Genomic DNA, 15,867 nt, shown 5'->3' on the forward strand with positions numbered 1-15,867 from the left:
CCTATCTGGTGGCCGGGGCCATCACCGACGGCGAGCTGAAGCTCATCGACTGCCCCACCGCCGACCTGGACGCGCTCATCACCAAGCTGCGCGAGATGAACGTCTCCGTGGAGGACCAGACCGACGGCAGCGTGCTGGTGCGGCGCAACGGCCCGCTCCTGGGCGTGGACGTCATCACCCAGCCGCACCCCGGCTTCCCCACCGACATGCAGGCCCAGGTCATGGCCCTCATGTGCGTGGCCGAGGGCTCGGGCTCCATTCAGGAGAAGATCTTCGAGAACCGCTTCATGCACGTGTCCGAGCTGGGACGCATGGGCGCGCGCATCACCCTGAAGGACCGCACGGCCATGGTGCGCGGGGTGGAGCACCTGGAAGGCGCGCCGGTGATGGCCTCCGACCTGCGCGCCAGCGCATCCCTGGTGCTGGCCGGGCTGGTGGCCAAGGGCACCACGGAGATCCAGCGCATCTACCACCTGGACCGGGGCTACGAGCGCATGGAGGAGAAGCTCTCCGCCGTGGGCGCGCGCATCCGCCGGGAAAAGGAATAAGCGCGCCGCCGAAAGCCTAGCCGGACGCAAGCGACGTGTACGCCAGCCAGTTGCAGCACCCCGACGCGGGCGGAGCGGCTTCGACACTGTCCGGCCCGCCAGGGCTGCTGGCCTGGCAGATCTACTTCCTGGCCTATGCGGCGGGCATCTGGGGCATCAAGCACCCGGAGCCCGCCGTTGCCGCGTCTGCGCTCCTGTGGCTGGGTCTGGTGTTGTTCCGCAGGCCCAGGCCGCTGTCCTGCCTTGTCTCGCTGCTGCTTGCCGTGGCCTGCTTCGCCGGTGGGCGGCTGCACGCGTTGCACGCCCTTCCCGCAGCCCCGGCCGAAACGCCGGAGCTGAACGCCGTCAGCGACGCCGGAGCCAAGGTGCTGCTTTCGGCCCGCGTGGCCGAGGTGACGGACAAGGCCTACGGCCGCATCGAAGTGCTGCTGGAGGACGCCAGCGCCACGCTCATCCCCAAGCCGCCGCGCGAGGGCGAGGAGCCGGAGGCCGAAAGCGCCAACGCCTCGCAGGCTGCGCCCTCATCCGTTGCCGTACCGGGCTTCGTGGCCTGGGACTGGGATGAGCCGGGCCTGCGCCCCGCGCCGGGGCAGCGTGTGGAGGCCGTGCTGCGCCTGCGGCCCGTGCATGGCTTCCTGAATGACGGTGGCGCGGATTTCGAGTGGCAGCAGCGTCTGCGCGGGGTCTTTTATCGCGCGTATACGCGCGGGCCGGAGGTGGAGGCCGCGTGGGGCCAGCGGATGGCGAATCCGTGGTGGGACGCGCGCGAGGGTCTGCGCGAGGCGCTCCTGTCCCGCCTGCCGGACACGCAGGGCGCGGCCATCGTGCTGGGTCTGCTTCTGGGCGATCGTTCGCGCATCGGCCAGACCGTCACCGAGGAGCTGCGCGCGGCCGGGCTCTCGCACACCCTGGCCCTGTCCGGGCTGAACGTGGTCTATGTGGCCGTGCTGGGCCTGGGCCTGGCCTGGAGCTTTGGGCTGGTCTGGCCCGGCCTCTTCCTGCGCATTCCCCGGCAGAAACTGGCGATACTTCTGTCCTTTCCCCTTGTGGCGGCCTACGTGTGGCTGGGCCAGGGCAGCCCTTCTTTGGTGCGCTCGGCCTGGATGTTTTTTTTCTGGGGGCTCTTGCTTTTGCTCGACAGGGGCCGCGCCCTGGTGGACGGGTTGTTCCTGGCGCTGGTGCTGATGGTGCTGTGGAACCCCCTGTGCGTGTTCGACGTGAGCCTGCAGATGTCCGCCGTGGCCGTTGCCGGGCTGGCCTTCCTGTATCCCTGGTTGAACGGCCTTGTCCCGCAGGCTCGCGGTCGCCTGCTCCATGCCGTGCGCTGGGTCTGGGACGCCTTGGCCATGACCTGTGCGGCCAACCTGGCGCTTCTGCCCGTCACCATTTGGTACTTCGGCACCTATCCGCCCAACTTCCTGCTTAACCTGCCTTGGCTGCCCGTGCAGGGCCTGGTGGTGCAGGTGCTGGGCATGGCTGGCCTTGGCCTGGCCACTGTGCCGGGCCTGGGCGGCGTGGCGGGCGCTCTGCTGGCCCTGGCCGCGCAGGTGCAGGACTGGATGCTCGACGTGCTGCACCGGCTGGTGCTGGAGGGCTGGTTTCCCACCTGGGCGCTCTTGCGGCCCCTGTGGCCGGAGATTCTGGGCGCCTCGCTGGTGCTGGCTGTGGCCCCCTATTGCCGCGATGCGCGCCGCACACGGCCGGTGCTTTTGCTCCTGGCCGGGCTTTTCCTTACGGCTTGGCCCCACGCGCAGCTGCTGCGAGGCGAACTGCGCGACGAGGTGCGCCTGAGCGTGCTCGACGTGGGACAGTCCCAGGCCGTGCTGGTGACGGCTCCGGGCGGGCGGCGCGTGCTGGTGGACGGCGGCGGGGCGCTCAGCCGCACCTTCGACATGGGACGTTCCGTGGTGGGCCCGGCGCTTGCCTGGGGCAGGCCGCCCAGGCTCGACGCCGTGGTCATGACCCACCCGGACGCGGACCATGCCCAGGGGCTGGCGTGGATTCTGCGCCAGTTCGGCGTGGGGGGCTTTTTCACCAATGGCCAGTGGCCCGAGGGGCATCTTGCAGGAGAGCTTGAAGACGCGCTGGCGGCAGGCGTTTCAGGAAGGCGGCTTACTCCCGTGGTTCTGCGCGCAGGGGAGCGTCTTGACCTGGGCGCGGGCGTGGTGCTGGAGGCACTGCACCCTGCCGAGGGCTACCTGGGCCGGGGCACCAACGACAACTCCGTGGTGCTGCGCCTGGTCTGGCGGGGTCAGCCCCTGGCGCTGCTGCCGGGCGACGTCCAGCGCGACGGCATAGAGGACATGCTGGAGCGCGGGCGCGACCTGCGCGCCGCCGTGCTGCTTCTGCCGCACCACGGGTCCAAATCCAGCCTTTCCGGCCTGCTGTACGAGGCCGTGGCCCCGGACCAGGCTCTGGCGAGCTGCGGCTTTCAGAACATGTACCGTTTCCCCAACAAGGATGTGGTGGCCGAGCTGGCCCTGCGCGGCATTCCCCTGGCCACGACTCCGGAGCGCGGCATGCTGGAATGCGTGTGGCGCGTCCCTGGCCGGGCCTTTGAACTGCGCGGCGCGCGGCGCTGAGTCACCGGACGGGCGCTGATCAGCGGCCGCTTTTGCCGTTGCCGGTGAGGTAGGCCCAGGCTTCGTCCGGGTTGAGGGGCATGGCGTACAGGTAGCCCTGGGCGAACTCGCAGGACAGGCCGCGCAAAAGATCGCGCTGGGTCTCGCGCTCCACGCCCTCGGCGATGACCTGGAGCTGGAGCGAGTGCGCCAGGCTGATGATGGCCTTGACGATCTCCAGTCCTTCCGGACCTATTTCCATGCGCTGCACAAAGGACAGGTCGATCTTGAGCGTGTCCAGCGGGAACTGTTGCAAGCTGTTCATGGACGAGTAGCCGGTGCCAAAGTCGTCGATGGACAGCGCCATGCCAAGGGCCTTGAGCTTGCGCAACTTGTCGACCGCGCTGGCGGCGTTGTCCATGATGGCCGACTCGGTGATTTCGAGCTTGAGCGCCTTGGGCGGCAGGCCGGTTTCGGACAGAACGGTCTTCACGGCCTCCACCAGGGTGGGGTCGGAGAACTGCCGGGGCGAAAGGTTCACGCTCATGACCAGGTCGCGCGCAAGCGCGGTGTCCTCGCGCCAGCTTTGCAGGGTCAGGCAGGCCTCGCGCAGGACCATGAGCCCGATGTCCACGATGAGCCCGGACTCTTCGGCCACGGGGATGAATTCAGCCGGGGAGATGAGGCCCCTGCGCGGATGGTTCCAGCGGATGAGCGCCTCGAAGCCGTGCAGGGTGGCCGAGCCGTCCAGGCGCACAATGGGCTGGTAGACCAGGAAAAATTCGCCGCGCCCGATGGCCCGCCGCAGGTCCGTCTCCAGCACCAGCAGGCGGCTCGCGCGGTCCAGCATGCCCTTGGTGAAGGCCTTGAAGCGGTTGCGGCCCGCCTTCTTGGCCTGGTGCATGGCGATGTTGGCGTTGCGCAACAGGTCGGCCGGACTTTCCGCCCCCTGCATGCCCAGGGTTATGCCCATGCTGGCGGTAAGCTGTATCTCGTGTCCGCCCAGGACAAAGGGCTGGCGCAGGGCCTGGCGGATGCGCTGCACGGCCTGGATGGTCTCGCGCGGGGAGGAGAGCTCCTCCAGGAGGATGACGAACTCGTCGCCGCCAAAGCGCGATACCGTGTCGAACGAGCGGATGCTGCCGCGCAGCACTTCGGCCACGCTGATGAGCACCTGGTCGCCGAAGGCGTGGCCCAGGCTGTCGTTCAGCACCTTGAAGCGGTCCAGGTCCAGGAACACCACGGAGAAGGAATAGGGCTTGCGCCTGCGGCCGCGCTCCATGGCCTGGTGGATGCGGTCCAGGCAGAGGGTGCGGTTGGCCAGACCGGTCAGGGGATCGTGCAGGGCCAGATGCCGCAGCTGCAGCTCCATTTCCTTGCGTTCGGTGATGTCGCGCAGGGAGATGCGGCTGCCCAGCGACCCGCCGTTACCGCCCATGACTTCGCGTTTGACCTCGTTGACCCAGCGCAGGGTGCCGTTCTTGTGGCGGATGCGGTAGTCCAGGGATTCTTCGTCGAGGCTTTGGGCGTGGAACTGCCGCCAAGCCTCCAAATCCGCTTCGTGGACCAGTTCCTCCAGGCCGCGCGCATCGGCCAGGAAACGCTCGCGCGGGTAGCCGGTGATGCGCTCGCACGAGGGGCTCACGTAGAGCATGGCCCCGGACGGTCCTATCCAGCACTCCATGCCGTGGGTGTACTCGGCCACGATGCGGTGGCGGTCCTCGCTCTGCTGCAGGGCCTGCTCGGTCTGCACCTGGCGGGTCATGTCCACGGCGATGCCAGCCACGGCGGTTATGGTGCGGTTCTGCGTCAGGGGGAACTTGGATACCTGCAAATGGCGAGCGGGGCCGCCGCCGCGCAGGCGCACGGTTTCCTGCACCAGCACGGGCTGGCCCTCCCGTTGCACGAAAAGATCGTACTCGCGGATCAGGCGGGCCACGTCTTCCGGCCAGAGGTCCGTGTCGGTGCGGCCGATGATCTTCTGCGGCGGCAGGCCCAGGCATTCGCCAAAGGCCGGGTTGCAGAAAATGTAGCGGCCGTTCAAATCCTTGATGAAGGCCATGGCCGGAGAGTTCTCCATGAACGAGGCGAAAAGCTGGCGGCTCTTGTCCAGCTCGGCCTCGATCATCTGCCGCACGGTGACGTCGCGCGCGACCACCACGGCGTAGCCCTTGCCCGCGAAGGCGTGCAGGGTCACGGTGATTTCAATGGGCACGCTGCGGCCCTCGGCCCCCGTGAGGCTGGTGACGATGTGCCCGTTGCGGAACTGCACCTCGCCCGTGGCCACGCCCGCAGTGCTGAGGGCCCCGGCGTAGCGCGCCGCGATTTCCTTAGGGAAGAATTGCGAGATATGCCGGCCCAGCACCTGCGCCCGGTCGAGGCCGAGCATCATCAGCGCGGTTTCGTTGACGTCGGCCACGGTCCAGTCGTCGGTGAGGAAGACGAAGATGGCGTCGTTGGCGTGGTCCACCACGGCGCGGAAGCGCTCCAGCTCGTCCAGTCTGCGGCGCAGCTCCGGGTAGTAGCTTTTGGCCATGGAGCGTTCGCCCAGGCCGATGAGCCTGTTTCGCAGGGAGTTGCCGTTCTTTCCGTCCTCAGAGGGCATTGCGGTACACGGCCTTTATGTCCAGGGCCGTGGGGGCCTTGGGGTTGGTGACCATGCAGGGGTCGTTCATGGCGAAGGCCGCCAGACCCTCGATGTGCTCCGGGGTGACGCCAAGGGAGCCGAGGCCCTCTGTGGCGCCCACGGCGGCCTTGAGGGCGCGCACCTGGTGCAGCACGGCCCGGCGTTTCTCCTCAAACGGCGCGGTGGGCGAAAGCTGGGCGCCCAGGGCCACGGCGATGTCCGCATAGCGCTCCGGGGCGGCGTCGAAGTTGTAGTCGATGACGTGGTCGAGGAGCATGGCGTTGCACTGGCCGTGGGGCAGGTCCATGAGGCCGCCCAGGCTGTGGGCCATGGCGTGCACCGCGCCCAGGATGGCGTTGGAGAAGGCGAGGCCGGCGTACATGCTGCCGAGCATCATGCCCGCTCTCGCCTCGGCGTCGTCGGGCCTGGTTATGGCCAGGGGCAGATGCCGGGCGATGCGCCGGATGGCGTCCAGGGCGAAAAGGTCTGTCGTCGGCCCGTGGGCGTTCGACACATAGGCCTCGATGGCGTGGGTCAGCGCGTCCACGCCGGTGTGCGCGGTCAGTTCGCGCGGCATGGTCAGGGTCAGCAGCGGGTCGATGAGGGCCACATCCGGCACCATGGCCTTGCTGACGATGGCGATTTTGACCTTGCGTTCGGTGTCGTTGATGATGGCGAACTGCGAGACATCGGCGCTGCTGCCCGCCGTGGTGGGCACGCAGATGAGCGGCGGGCCGGGGTTCTGCACGTTGTCCACGCCTTCGAAATCAAGAACGTGGCAGTCGTTGGTCACCACGATGCCGATGCCCTTGGCGCAGTCCATGGGGCTGCCGCCGCCCACGGCCACGATTGCGTCGCAACCCTTGGAGCGGAACAGCTCCGCTCCCTGCATCACCTCGAAGTCGCGCGGGTTGGCGTGGATATCGGCAAAGATCTCCAACTCCACGCCCATGCCGAGGATGCTGCTTGTGATGCTGTCGAACCAGGGCAGATGCGTGATGCCAGGATCTGTGACCAGTAGCGCCCTGCGCGCGCCGAGGTTCTGGACGTAGCGTCCCGCCATGGAGGCCGCGCCCGCGCCGAACACGGATTCCGGGGCCAGGAATTTGCGGAGCTCAAGCAGGGACGCTGCGGGCATAGGCGCTCTTCCAGGTAAGTGTTGCATGAGCACTTCGTGCGGTCGTACAGTACGTTACCTACCCCAGAGCACAAAGGAAGGGAAGGGGTGCGCGGGGATTTCTTGTTTTGGCGGGTACTAGTAGGACCAGGATTGCCCGGCGGCGAGGTGCTCCACCCGAATGCCTGGGAGCAGGGTGCGCAAAGCCTCTGTGCGGCCGTGGCCGGTGCAGTGCCCGGCCACAAGCTGGCGCACGCCGAAGCGGGTGAGGGCCTCGGCGGTTTCCCGCACGGCCTCTTCTCCGGCGTTGAACAGGTGCAGGCCGCCCAGCACGGCGTGGAAGGAGCGGAGGCCCAGGCGCTCCCGCGCACAAGCCAGGGAATTGGCCAGGCCGCTGTGGCAGCAGCCTAGAATCGCCACCGGGCCCTGGCGCGTCTCAAGCACCAGGAAGGCGTCGTCCGGCACATGGTCCGGTTCGCGCCCCTCCTGGTCGAGGGAGAAGCCCTGCACGGCCTGGAAGCGCCCGGGCGCGCGCGGAATGTCCGTCAGGAGCGTGAGGCCCGGGGCCAGTTCCGTCAGCGGCCCGGCCGGAAGGAACGGCGGCAGGGGAGAAGGCGGGCCGATGTGCAGGGGCTTGCCTTTCTCCTTGGCGTAGCGTTTGGCGGCGCAGGAAGGGTGGGCGTGGACGGTCCCTGTGAACCCCGCAGCGAATAGGGCCGGAAGCCCGCCCGTGTGGTCGTAGTGCCCGTGGCTCAGGGCCAGGCCGCGCGCCGTGGAGACGTCGACGCCCAGGGCTGCCGCATTCTTCACGAACAGCTCCGTCTGGCCCGTGTCCCACAGCCACAGGCCGCCGTTGCCCTCGTCCCCCAGGTCCACGGCAAGGGAAAGGCCCCACTCGCATGCGCAAGCGGGGCCGGAAGTCTCGTTGTCGCACAGGACGACGACGCGCGCGGTTGTCCGGGGCATGTTAACCCTTTTTCGCCTCTTTGAGCGCCGGGGCGTTGTGCTTGCCGCCGGGCTTGGGCCACTTCTGCGGATCGTCCTTGAACAGCTTGTAGTTGATGGAGTCCACCAGGGCCTGCCAGCTGGCCTCGATGATGTTGTGCGACACGCCCACCGTGGTCCAGCGGTCCTGACGGTCGCCGGACTCGATGAGCACGCGCACGTAGGAGGCCGTGCCGCCGCCGTTCTTGTCCACCAGGGACATGACGCGCACCTTGAAGTCCAAGAGGCGCATCTGGGCCAAGGTGGGGTAGGAGGGCTCCAGCGCGCGCCGAAGCGCCACGTCGAGCGCGTTCACCGGGCCGCGGCCCGTGGCGGCCGTGTGGGCCACCTCGCCGCGCACCTGCAGCATCACCGTGGCTTCGCTGAAGGGTTCCTTCTCCTCGTTCACGGCGTCGAGCACACGGTAGTTCACCATCTGGAAGTAGCGCTTGCTCCAGCCCATCATGCGGAAGAACAGGATCTCGTAGCTGGCCTCGGCCACGGAGTAGTCGTAGCCCGTGCTCTCGCGCCGCTTGAGCTCGGCGAGCAGGTCCATGACGGACGGGTCGTCCTTGTCCAGGTCGTAACCGTACTGCCGGGCCTTGAACAGGATGTTGCTGCGGCCGGCCAGGTCGGACAGGAGCACGCGGCTGACGTTGCCCACCTGGGCCGGGTCGATGTGCTCGTAGGTTTGCGGGTTCTTCACCACGGCGCTGACGTGGATGCCGCCCTTGTGGGCGAAGGCCGAGCCGCCCACGTAGGGCTGGCGCGGGAAGGGCCGCTGGTTGGCCGTTTCCGCCACGTAGTTGGCGATGGTGGCCAATTTCTTGAGGTTCTCCGGCCCGATGGTGCGCACGCCGAGCTTGAGCTCCAGCGTGGGGATGATGGAGCAGAGGTTGGCGTTGCCGCAGCGCTCTCCATAGCCGTTCATGGTGCCCTGCACCTGCACCGCGCCCAGGCGCACGGCCTCGATGCTGTTGGCCACGGCCAGTTCGCAGTCGTTGTGGGTGTGGATGCCGAGCGCCGCGCCGGGAAGCTCCGCCTGCACGCGTCCGATGATCTCGGCAAGCTCCGAGGGCAGGGTGCCGCCGTTGGTGTCGCACAGCACCAGCACGTCCGTGCCGGCCTCCCTGGCCGCCTTCAGGCAGGCGAGGGCATAGTCCGGGTTGGCCTTGAAGCCGTCGAAGAAGTGCTCCGCGTCGAAGAACAGCTCCTTCAAGTTCGGGCGCAAGAAGGCCAGGCTGCCGCTGATGAGCTCCAGATTGCGCGGCAGGCTCACCTTCAGGGCGTGGGTGGCGTGGAAGTCCCAGGTTTTGCCGAAGATGGACGCGGCCTCCACCTGGGCCTCGATGATGGCCTTCAGGTTCGGGTCGTTCTCCGGGGTGGACTTCAGGCTATGCGTGCTGCCGAAGGCCGCGACGCAGGCGTTCTTCAGGTCGTAGTTCTTGATCTCCTTGAAGAACTGCCTGTCCGTCGGGTTCGAGCCGGGCCAGCCGCCCTCAATGTAGTGAACACCTAGCTCGTCCAGCTTGCGCGCAATGCGGATCTTGTCCTCGGTGGTGAGGTGCAGTTCTTCCGCCTGTGTGCCGTCACGGAGCGTGGTGTCGTAGATGCTGGCCTGGCGCATGGTCATCCTTGGGCTTGAGGGTTTATCCGACGAAGACCTGGTGCAGGGTGCGCACCGCGAGTTCGGTGTACTTGTCCTCGATGAGGCAGGAGAGCTTGATCTCCGAGGTGCTGATCATGAGGATGTTGATGTTTTCGTCGCGCATGGCGCGGAAGGCCTGGGCCGCCACGCCGGAATGGTTGCGCATGCCCACGCCGATGACCGAGACCTTGCTGACGTTCTTGTCCGAGAGCAGGGCCTTGTAGCCGATCTCGGCCTTGAGGCCTTCCATCAGCTTCAGGGTGGCGTCCAGGTCGGCGCGGGTGACGGTGAAGGTGATGTCCGTGCGGCCTTCCTTGCTGGGATTCTGCACGATCATGTCCACCAGGATCTTCTGCTCCGCGATGGGCGTGAAGATGGAGGCGCAGACGCCGGGTTCGTCGATGACGCCCACCAGCGTGACCTGGGCCTGGTCCTTGTCGTAGGCGACGCCGGAGACCTGCACTGCTTCCATGACTTTGTCCTCCTGGGTGACTATGGTGCCGGGCTCGTCGCTGAAGGTGGAGCGCACATGCACCGCAACATTGTATTTCTTGGCGAATTCCACGGAACGGATCTGCAGCACCTTGGCGCCCATGCTGGCCATCTCAAGCATCTCGTCATAGGAGATGCGGTCGAGCTTTCTGGCCTCGGCGCAGATGTTGGGGTCGGTGGTGAACACGCCGGGCACGTCGGTGTAGATCTCGCACATCTCGGCCTTGAGCGCGGCGGCAACCGCCACGGCCGAGGTGTCGGACCCGCCGCGGCCCAGGGTGGTGATGCGGCCCAGGGAATCGATGCCCTGGAAGCCCGCCACCACGAGCACGTCGTATTCCTCCAGCATGCCCACCAGCTTTTCGGAGTCGATGCTCTCGATGCGGGCCTTGCCGTAGGAGCTGTCGCTGACGATGGGGATCTGGAAGCCGAGCACGCTGCGGCATTTGATGCCCTCGTCCTTGGCCATCATGGCGAAAAGCGCCACGGAGATCTGCTCGCCCGTGGAGACCAGGCTGTCCATCTCGGCCGCGTCCGGAGTGGGCGACCACTGCTTTGAAAGGGCGATGAGCCGGTTGGTTTCCCCCGCCATGGCGGAGAGCACCACGATGACCTTGTCGCCGTTGGCCAGGGGGCGGCGAACATTGTTCAGCACCTGCCGCATGCACTCCAGGTTGCGCACGGAGGTGCCGCCGAATTTCTGCACCACGATGTTCTTCATCTCGCAAAATCCTTCTGCCAATGGTTGAGCGTGGAGGCCAGACCCGCAAACAGGCCGCCGGCCGCCTTTCCCCATGCCCTGATTTCGAGCGCCCGTCCAGAGGGAACAGACGACCAGACGAGGTGCAGGGCCTCCTCCGGCCAGTCTTTTTCCGGCAGGTTCTCTATCCACTCGGCCACCACCAGAACATCCTTCGCGTCCAGGGCGTCCAGAAATTCATCGGGCGTCTGGCCTGCCGTGCGGTAGAGGTCGAAGTGGGCCACCTGGGGCGTGGTTGGGTACACATTCACGATGTTGAAGCTGGGGCTGGAGACCTCGGCCTCGTTTGCTCCCGGCAGGGCGGAGACAAGGCCGCGCACCAGCGTGGTCTTGCCCGCGCCCAACGGGCCGGAAAGCAGCAGCGGCACGGGCCCGCCGCCTGTACGCGTGGAGCGCGCCAGAGCCTCGCCCAGCGCCGCCCCAAGGGCCAGGGTCGCGTCCGCGTCGGTGATGAAAAGCTGCACGTCTTGTCCTGTCTCTTTCGATGTCTGCTTGTGTTCCGGTTTACTTGTGTTCCAGAAGCGTGCGCAGGATGTCCTCCTTGCCGACCACGCCCACCAGCCTGCCGCCGTCCACCACGGGCAGGGTGTACAGCTTCTCGTTCACCATGACGGTGGCGATCTCGTCGATGGGCGTTTGCGGCGAAACGGACTTGGGGTGCGGGGTCATGGCCTGCTCCACCTTGCTGGCCGCGATCTTCTTGATCTCGCGTTCGAAGTCCTCGCGGCTGGAGAGGGCGATGAAGCCGTCGAGCATGGAGAACAGCGAGGGCATGGTGACCTGCTTCTGCTGGGCCACCAGGTCGCTCTGGCACAGCACGCCGACGAGCTTGCCGCTTGCGTCCACCACGGGCGCGCCGTTGATCTTCTTCTCGATCAAGAGAGCCACCGCGGTGCGGATGTCCGTATCGGGCGAGAGGGTGACCGGGTCCGGGGTCATGATGTCTATGGCCTTCAGCATTGTGCACGCTCCTTCAGTACGAGTGGAAGGGTATGGGCGATTTCGGTCGGCAGATTGCCACGGCCGGGAAAATCTTCGGCAAGCAGCGCGCCGCAGCGGGCGTGCCAGTAAACGCCCAGGCACGCTGCCTGGAGCGGGGGGATGCCGCGCGAGAGGGCCGCGGCCATGACGCCCGCCAACACGTCGCCGGAGCCGCCCACGGCCAGATTGGGCGCGGCGATGGCGCACAGGTGCAGCACGCCGTTCTGGCCCACCAGGGTGCCCGCGCCCTTGAGCGCCAGCACCTGCGGGTGCGTCTGACTGAAGCGCCGTGCGGCGGTGGGGCGGTCGGCCTGGAGCTCGCCCATGCCCATGCCCAGGATGCGCGCCATTTCGCCGGGGTGCGGGGTGAGCACGGCGTTTTTCGGCAGCGCGGCCATGAGCTTGGGCGCCTGCGCCAAGTGGAACAGGGCGTCGGCGTCGATGATGCACGGCGGAGCCCAGGCCTTGCCGAAGTCCACGCTGAAGTGCTGGGCGAAGGCGGCCAGGAAGGCGGCCAGGAACTCCGCCGCCTGGGCGTGGCGGCCCAGGCCGGGCCCCAGCACGATGGCGTCGAAGCGGCTCAAGTGCGGCAAAAGCTCTTCCTGGCATTCCGGCGTCCACTGCGTGGAGGCGCTTGGGCCCAGGGGCAGGGCCATGAGGTCGGGCATGCCGGACTTGATCTCCGCCAGCACACCGCGCGGGCAGGCCAGGGTGACCAGCCCGGCCCCGGCGCGGAGAGCGCCCAGGCCGCACAGCTGCGCCGCGCCTGTCAGGCCCTCGCTGCCGCCGATGACCAGCACGTGTCCGGCCTTGCCCTTGTGCAGGTCGGCCGCGGGGGCCTTCAGAAGGTCCAGCACGCCCTCGGTGATGATGAACTGCATGGCGGGCGCGGCCAGGGCCACGGCGCGGGGGATGCCGATGTGCCGGGGCAGAAGTTCGCCCACGTAGGGCGCGGCCTGGGGCAGGGCCGTGCCCAGCTTGGGAGCGTGGAAGGCCACGGTGAGGTCCGCGCGCACTGCCACGGGCTTGGGCAGTCCGGTGGTGCCGCACAGGCCGGAGGGGATGTCCAGCGCGAGCACGAAGGCTTCCGCGCCCAGAAGATTCATGGCCGAGACGAGTTCCACGGCCTCCGGCGAGAGCGCGCCGCTGAAGCCGGTGCCGAGCAGCCCGTCCACCAGCACGTCCGGGGTGTCGAAGGCGTCGAGCATTTGCGCCGCGCGCTCCAGGGGCAGGTGCTTCAACTCCACCCCGGCGCGGCGGGCCAGGTCAAGGTGGTAGCGGGCCTCGCCCTTGTAGGCGCTTCTGGGCTTGGTGTGCAGCACCAGGGGGATGGCCCCTTCGTCCAGCAACCTGCGGGCCAGCACGAAGGCGTCGCCGCCGTTGTTGCCGCCGCCGGCCACAAGCAGCACATGCGCGCCGGAAAGCGGGCCGAAGTCCTGTTCAAGCGCCGCCAAGGCCTGGGCTCCGGCGTTCTCCATGAGCAACTCGGCCTTGAGGCCGTATTCTTTGATGGCGGTCTGATCCCAGGCGCTCATTTCCGCCGGGGTGGGCAAGGGCTCGAACATGTGTCCTCCAGAAAAACGGTGCGGGACAGCGGGCCTTACAGGGGGGAGCCCTCCAGGATGACGACAGCGGCGGCCACGTCGCGGCCGTGGGTCAGGGAAAGATGCAGACGCTGCGCGCCCAGGGCCTCGGCCAGTTCCCGCGCGCGGCCGGAAAGCAGCAGCGTGGGAGCGCCGGAAGGCAGGGAACGCACCTCGATGTTGTGCATGGTCACGCCATCGGCGAAGCCCGTGCCCAAGGCCTTGGCGCAGGCCTCCTTGGCGGCGAAGCGCGCGGCGACAAAGGCTGTGGCGTCGCCCTTGGGCATGGCTGCGGCTTCCTCAGGCGTGAGCAGGCGCTCGGCAAAGCGCGCGCCGAAGCGTTCCATGCTCTCGCGGATGCGCGGCAGTTCCACCACGTCGAGGCCCAGGCCCAAAATCACCTCCGCTCCTCCTAGTCCACGAACCCGCGCAGGATCTCCGCCATGTCGCGGGTGGCCTGGCGCAGGCCGGTGTAGATGGCTCGGGCCATGATGCTGTGGCCGATGGAATATTCGTGGATGCCCGGCACCTTGGCGAAGGGCAGCACGTTCACGTAATTGAGGCCGTGGCCCAGGTTGACCTTGAGGCCCAGGGACTGCGCGTAGCGGATGCCCGCCAGGATCTTCTCCAGCTCCGCCGTGCGCTCGGCCGGCGTGACTGCGTCGGCGTAATGGCCGGTGTGGATCTCGATGTACTGCGCGCCGGTCTGGCTGGCGGCTTCGATCTGGTCCGGCTCGGCGTCGATGAACAGGCTGGCCTCGATGTCGCGTTCGAGCAAGGGAGCCAGGAAAGCCGAAAGCTCGCCCTCGCGGCCCAGGCAGTTCAGCCCGCCCTCGGTGGTCAGTTCCTGGCGTTTCTCGGGCACCAGGCACACCGTGTCCGGGCCGATGGCGAGCGCGATCTGCTGCATTTCGCGCGTGGCGGCCATTTCCAGGTTCAGTTTGGTGTTCACCGTGCGCCGCAGGATCTCCACATCGCGGTCCTGGATGTGGCGGCGGTCCTCACGCAAATGCACGATGATGCCGGAGGCGCCGCCCAGCTCGGCCTCATGCGCGCCCAGCACGGGATCCGGCTCCTGGCCCAGGCGGGCTTGGCGCAGTGTGGCCACGTGGTCCACGTTGACGCAGAGAAGGGGCATGGGTACCTCCGTATTTTAGGGGAGCGTTTGCATTTTTGTACGCTTTCCCAGTGGGGAAGGCAACAGGCGGAACCGCAACGCATCCGCCCGCCCATTCCGCGCGTTGACATGGACAACCGGGGAAGGTACCCCCATGCTCTCCAAGAACAACCCGAACCGCATTGTGCTTCAGGAGCCCGTTCATGAACGTCTGCATCGTCGGCACCGGATACGTCGGCCTGGTCACGGCAGCCTGTCTTTCCGAGATGGGCAACCACGTGCGCTGCGTGGACAAGAGCGCGCACGTGGTGGAGACCCTGCGCGCCGGGCGCATCCACATCTTCGAGCCCGGGCTTGAGGAGCTGGTGCGCCGCAACACGGCCGAGGGCCGCCTGACCTTCACCACGGACCTGGCCGGGGGCCTCTCCTTTGACGGCGACGGGGCCGAGTTCGCCTTCATCTGCGTGGGCACGCCCTCCGGCGAGGACGGCGTGTGTGATCTTTCCTTCGTGGACGCCGTGGCCGCGGAGATCGGCCGCGCGGTGACGGCACCGCTCATCGTGGTCAACAAGTCCACCGTGCCCGTGGGCACCGCCGACCGCGTGCGGGCCATCATCGACCGCGAGCTGGCCGCGCGCGGGGCCACGCTGGACGTGGACGTGGTGTCCAACCCGGAATTCCTGAAAGAGGGCGACGCGGTGAAGGACTTCATGAAGCCCGACCGCGTCATCGTGGGCACCGAGAACCCCAAGAGCGCGGAAATGCTGAAGGCGCTCTATGCGCCCTTTGCCCGCAGCCGCGAGAAGCTCATCATCATGGGTGTGCGCAGCGCGGAGATGACCAAGTACGCCGCCAACTGCATGCTGGCCACCAAGATCAGCTTCATCAACGAAGTCGCAAACATCTGCGAGCGCGTGGGCGCGGATGTCTCCGAGGTCCGCTTGGGCATCGGCAGCGACCACCGCATCGGCTACGACTTCATCTACCCTGGCGTGGGCTACGGCGGCTCCTGTTTTCCCAAAGATGTGAAGGCGTTCCTGGCCACGGCCAAGGAGGCCGGGTACCAGGCCGGGCTCATCGACGCCGTGGACCAGGTGAACAGCCGCCAGAAGCTGGTGCTGGCCCAGAAGGTCCTCAAACATTTCGAGCCCCTGGGCGGCGTGAAGGGCAAGACCCTGGCCGTGTGGGGCCTGGCCTTCAAGGCCAACACCGACGACATCCGCGAGGCCCCGGCGCTGGCCATCATCGCAGCGCTCACCGCGCAGGGCATGCGGGTTAAGGCTTTTGACCCCGTGGCGCGGGAGCGGGCCGAGGCCGAGCTTTCCGGAAACGCCCTGGTGGAGCTGGTTTCCGGCCAGTACGAGGCCCTGGACGGGGCCGACGCCCTGGCCGTGGTGACGGACTGGAACCAGTTCCGCAACCCGGACTTCGCGGGCATGGCGCGCACGCT

12 protein-coding genes and 1 pseudogene are annotated in these 15,867 nt (G+C 67.4%); 3 read left to right on the top strand and 10 right to left on the bottom strand.

Features of this window, described 5'->3' with window-relative positions; all coding sequences use genetic code 11:
* Positions 1-548: pseudogene (locus VN419_RS00245) on the top strand (UDP-N-acetylglucosamine 1-carboxyvinyltransferase); the annotation flags it as partial.
* A gap of 35 nt (positions 549-583) precedes the next feature.
* Positions 584-3,130: a DNA internalization-related competence protein ComEC/Rec2 gene (locus VN419_RS00250; RefSeq protein WP_325643205.1), complete on the top strand. Its 2,547-nt coding sequence runs from the start codon at positions 584-586 to the stop codon at positions 3,128-3,130.
* A 19-nt stretch (positions 3,131-3,149) separates the two neighbouring features.
* On the opposite strand, the gene VN419_RS00255 is transcribed toward VN419_RS00250, so the two are convergent.
* The 10 genes from VN419_RS00255 to VN419_RS00300 all read right to left on the bottom strand — a co-directional run bounded on the left by VN419_RS00255 (position 3,150) and on the right by VN419_RS00300 (position 14,438).
* Complete coding sequence (locus VN419_RS00255) at positions 3,150-5,714, bottom strand: sensor domain-containing protein (RefSeq protein WP_325643208.1); 2,565 nt, start codon at positions 5,712-5,714, stop codon at positions 3,150-3,152.
* Positions 5,704-6,873 carry an alcohol dehydrogenase-like regulatory protein ErcA gene (gene ercA, locus VN419_RS00260; protein ID WP_325643210.1) on the bottom strand — a complete coding sequence of 390 codons (1,170 nt, stop codon included), beginning with the start codon at positions 6,871-6,873 and terminating at the stop codon, positions 5,704-5,706. Before ercA ends, VN419_RS00255 begins: the two co-directional genes overlap by 11 nt.
* Before the next feature lie 117 nt (positions 6,874-6,990).
* Positions 6,991-7,818 carry an MBL fold metallo-hydrolase gene (locus VN419_RS00265; RefSeq protein ID WP_325643214.1) on the bottom strand — a complete coding sequence of 276 codons (828 nt, stop codon included), beginning with the start codon at positions 7,816-7,818 and terminating at the stop codon, positions 6,991-6,993.
* 1 nt (position 7,819) lies between these two features.
* The gene (gene cimA / locus VN419_RS00270) at positions 7,820-9,463 is read right to left on the bottom strand and encodes a citramalate synthase (protein ID WP_325643216.1); all 1,644 of its coding nucleotides are present in this window, start codon (positions 9,461-9,463) and stop codon (positions 7,820-7,822) included.
* Positions 9,464-9,485: 22 nt separating this feature from the next.
* Entirely contained in the window at positions 9,486-10,697 is a 1,212-nt protein-coding gene (locus VN419_RS00275; protein ID WP_325643218.1) for an aspartate kinase, read from the bottom strand.
* The gene (gene tsaE / locus VN419_RS00280; protein ID WP_325643220.1) at positions 10,694-11,200 is read right to left on the bottom strand and encodes a tRNA (adenosine(37)-N6)-threonylcarbamoyltransferase complex ATPase subunit type 1 TsaE; all 507 of its coding nucleotides are present in this window, start codon (positions 11,198-11,200) and stop codon (positions 10,694-10,696) included. Before tsaE ends, VN419_RS00275 begins: the two co-directional genes overlap by 4 nt.
* A gap of 40 nt (positions 11,201-11,240) precedes the next feature.
* A complete protein-coding gene (locus VN419_RS00285; RefSeq protein WP_325643222.1) occupies positions 11,241-11,696 on the bottom strand; it encodes a CBS domain-containing protein in 456 nt (151 codons plus the stop codon).
* Complete coding sequence (locus VN419_RS00290) at positions 11,690-13,282, bottom strand: NAD(P)H-hydrate dehydratase (protein ID WP_325643224.1); 1,593 nt, start codon at positions 13,280-13,282, stop codon at positions 11,690-11,692. Before VN419_RS00290 ends, VN419_RS00285 begins: the two co-directional genes overlap by 7 nt.
* A gap of 35 nt (positions 13,283-13,317) precedes the next feature.
* Positions 13,318-13,701 carry a holo-[acyl-carrier-protein] synthase gene (locus tag VN419_RS00295; RefSeq protein ID WP_325643226.1) on the bottom strand — a complete coding sequence of 128 codons (384 nt, stop codon included), beginning with the start codon at positions 13,699-13,701 and terminating at the stop codon, positions 13,318-13,320.
* Positions 13,702-13,712: 11 nt separating this feature from the next.
* Entirely contained in the window at positions 13,713-14,438 is a 726-nt protein-coding gene (locus VN419_RS00300; protein WP_325643228.1) for a pyridoxine 5'-phosphate synthase, read from the bottom strand.
* A gap of 182 nt (positions 14,439-14,620) precedes the next feature.
* On the opposite strand from VN419_RS00300, the gene VN419_RS00305 reads away from it, so the two are divergent.
* Positions 14,621-15,867: UDP-glucose/GDP-mannose dehydrogenase family protein (locus VN419_RS00305; RefSeq protein WP_325643230.1), on the top strand; the 1,247-nt coding region annotated here is incomplete at its 3' end.

The sequence above is a fragment of the Humidesulfovibrio sp. genome (assembly GCF_035560995.1).
Taxonomy (GTDB): Bacteria; Desulfobacterota; Desulfovibrionia; order Desulfovibrionales; family Desulfovibrionaceae; genus Humidesulfovibrio.

Coding starts and splice junctions, on each gene's coding strand:
- VN419_RS00255 (WP_325643208.1), bottom strand. CDS start 5,714: ATGCCCTCTGAGGACGGAAAGAACGGCAACTCCCTGCGAAACAGGCTC.
- ercA (WP_325643210.1), bottom strand. CDS start 6,873: ATGCCCGCAGCGTCCCTGCTTGAGCTCCGCAAATTCCTGGCCCCGGAA.
- VN419_RS00265 (WP_325643214.1), bottom strand. CDS start 7,818: ATGCCCCGGACAACCGCGCGCGTCGTCGTCCTGTGCGACAACGAGACT.
- cimA (WP_325643216.1), bottom strand. CDS start 9,463: ATGCGCCAGGCCAGCATCTACGACACCACGCTCCGTGACGGCACACAG.
- VN419_RS00275 (WP_325643218.1), bottom strand. CDS start 10,697: ATGAAGAACATCGTGGTGCAGAAATTCGGCGGCACCTCCGTGCGCAAC.
- VN419_RS00285 (WP_325643222.1), bottom strand. CDS start 11,696: ATGCTGAAGGCCATAGACATCATGACCCCGGACCCGGTCACCCTCTCG.
- VN419_RS00290 (WP_325643224.1), bottom strand. CDS start 13,282: ATGTTCGAGCCCTTGCCCACCCCGGCGGAAATGAGCGCCTGGGATCAG.
- VN419_RS00300 (WP_325643228.1), bottom strand. CDS start 14,438: ATGCCCCTTCTCTGCGTCAACGTGGACCACGTGGCCACACTGCGCCAA.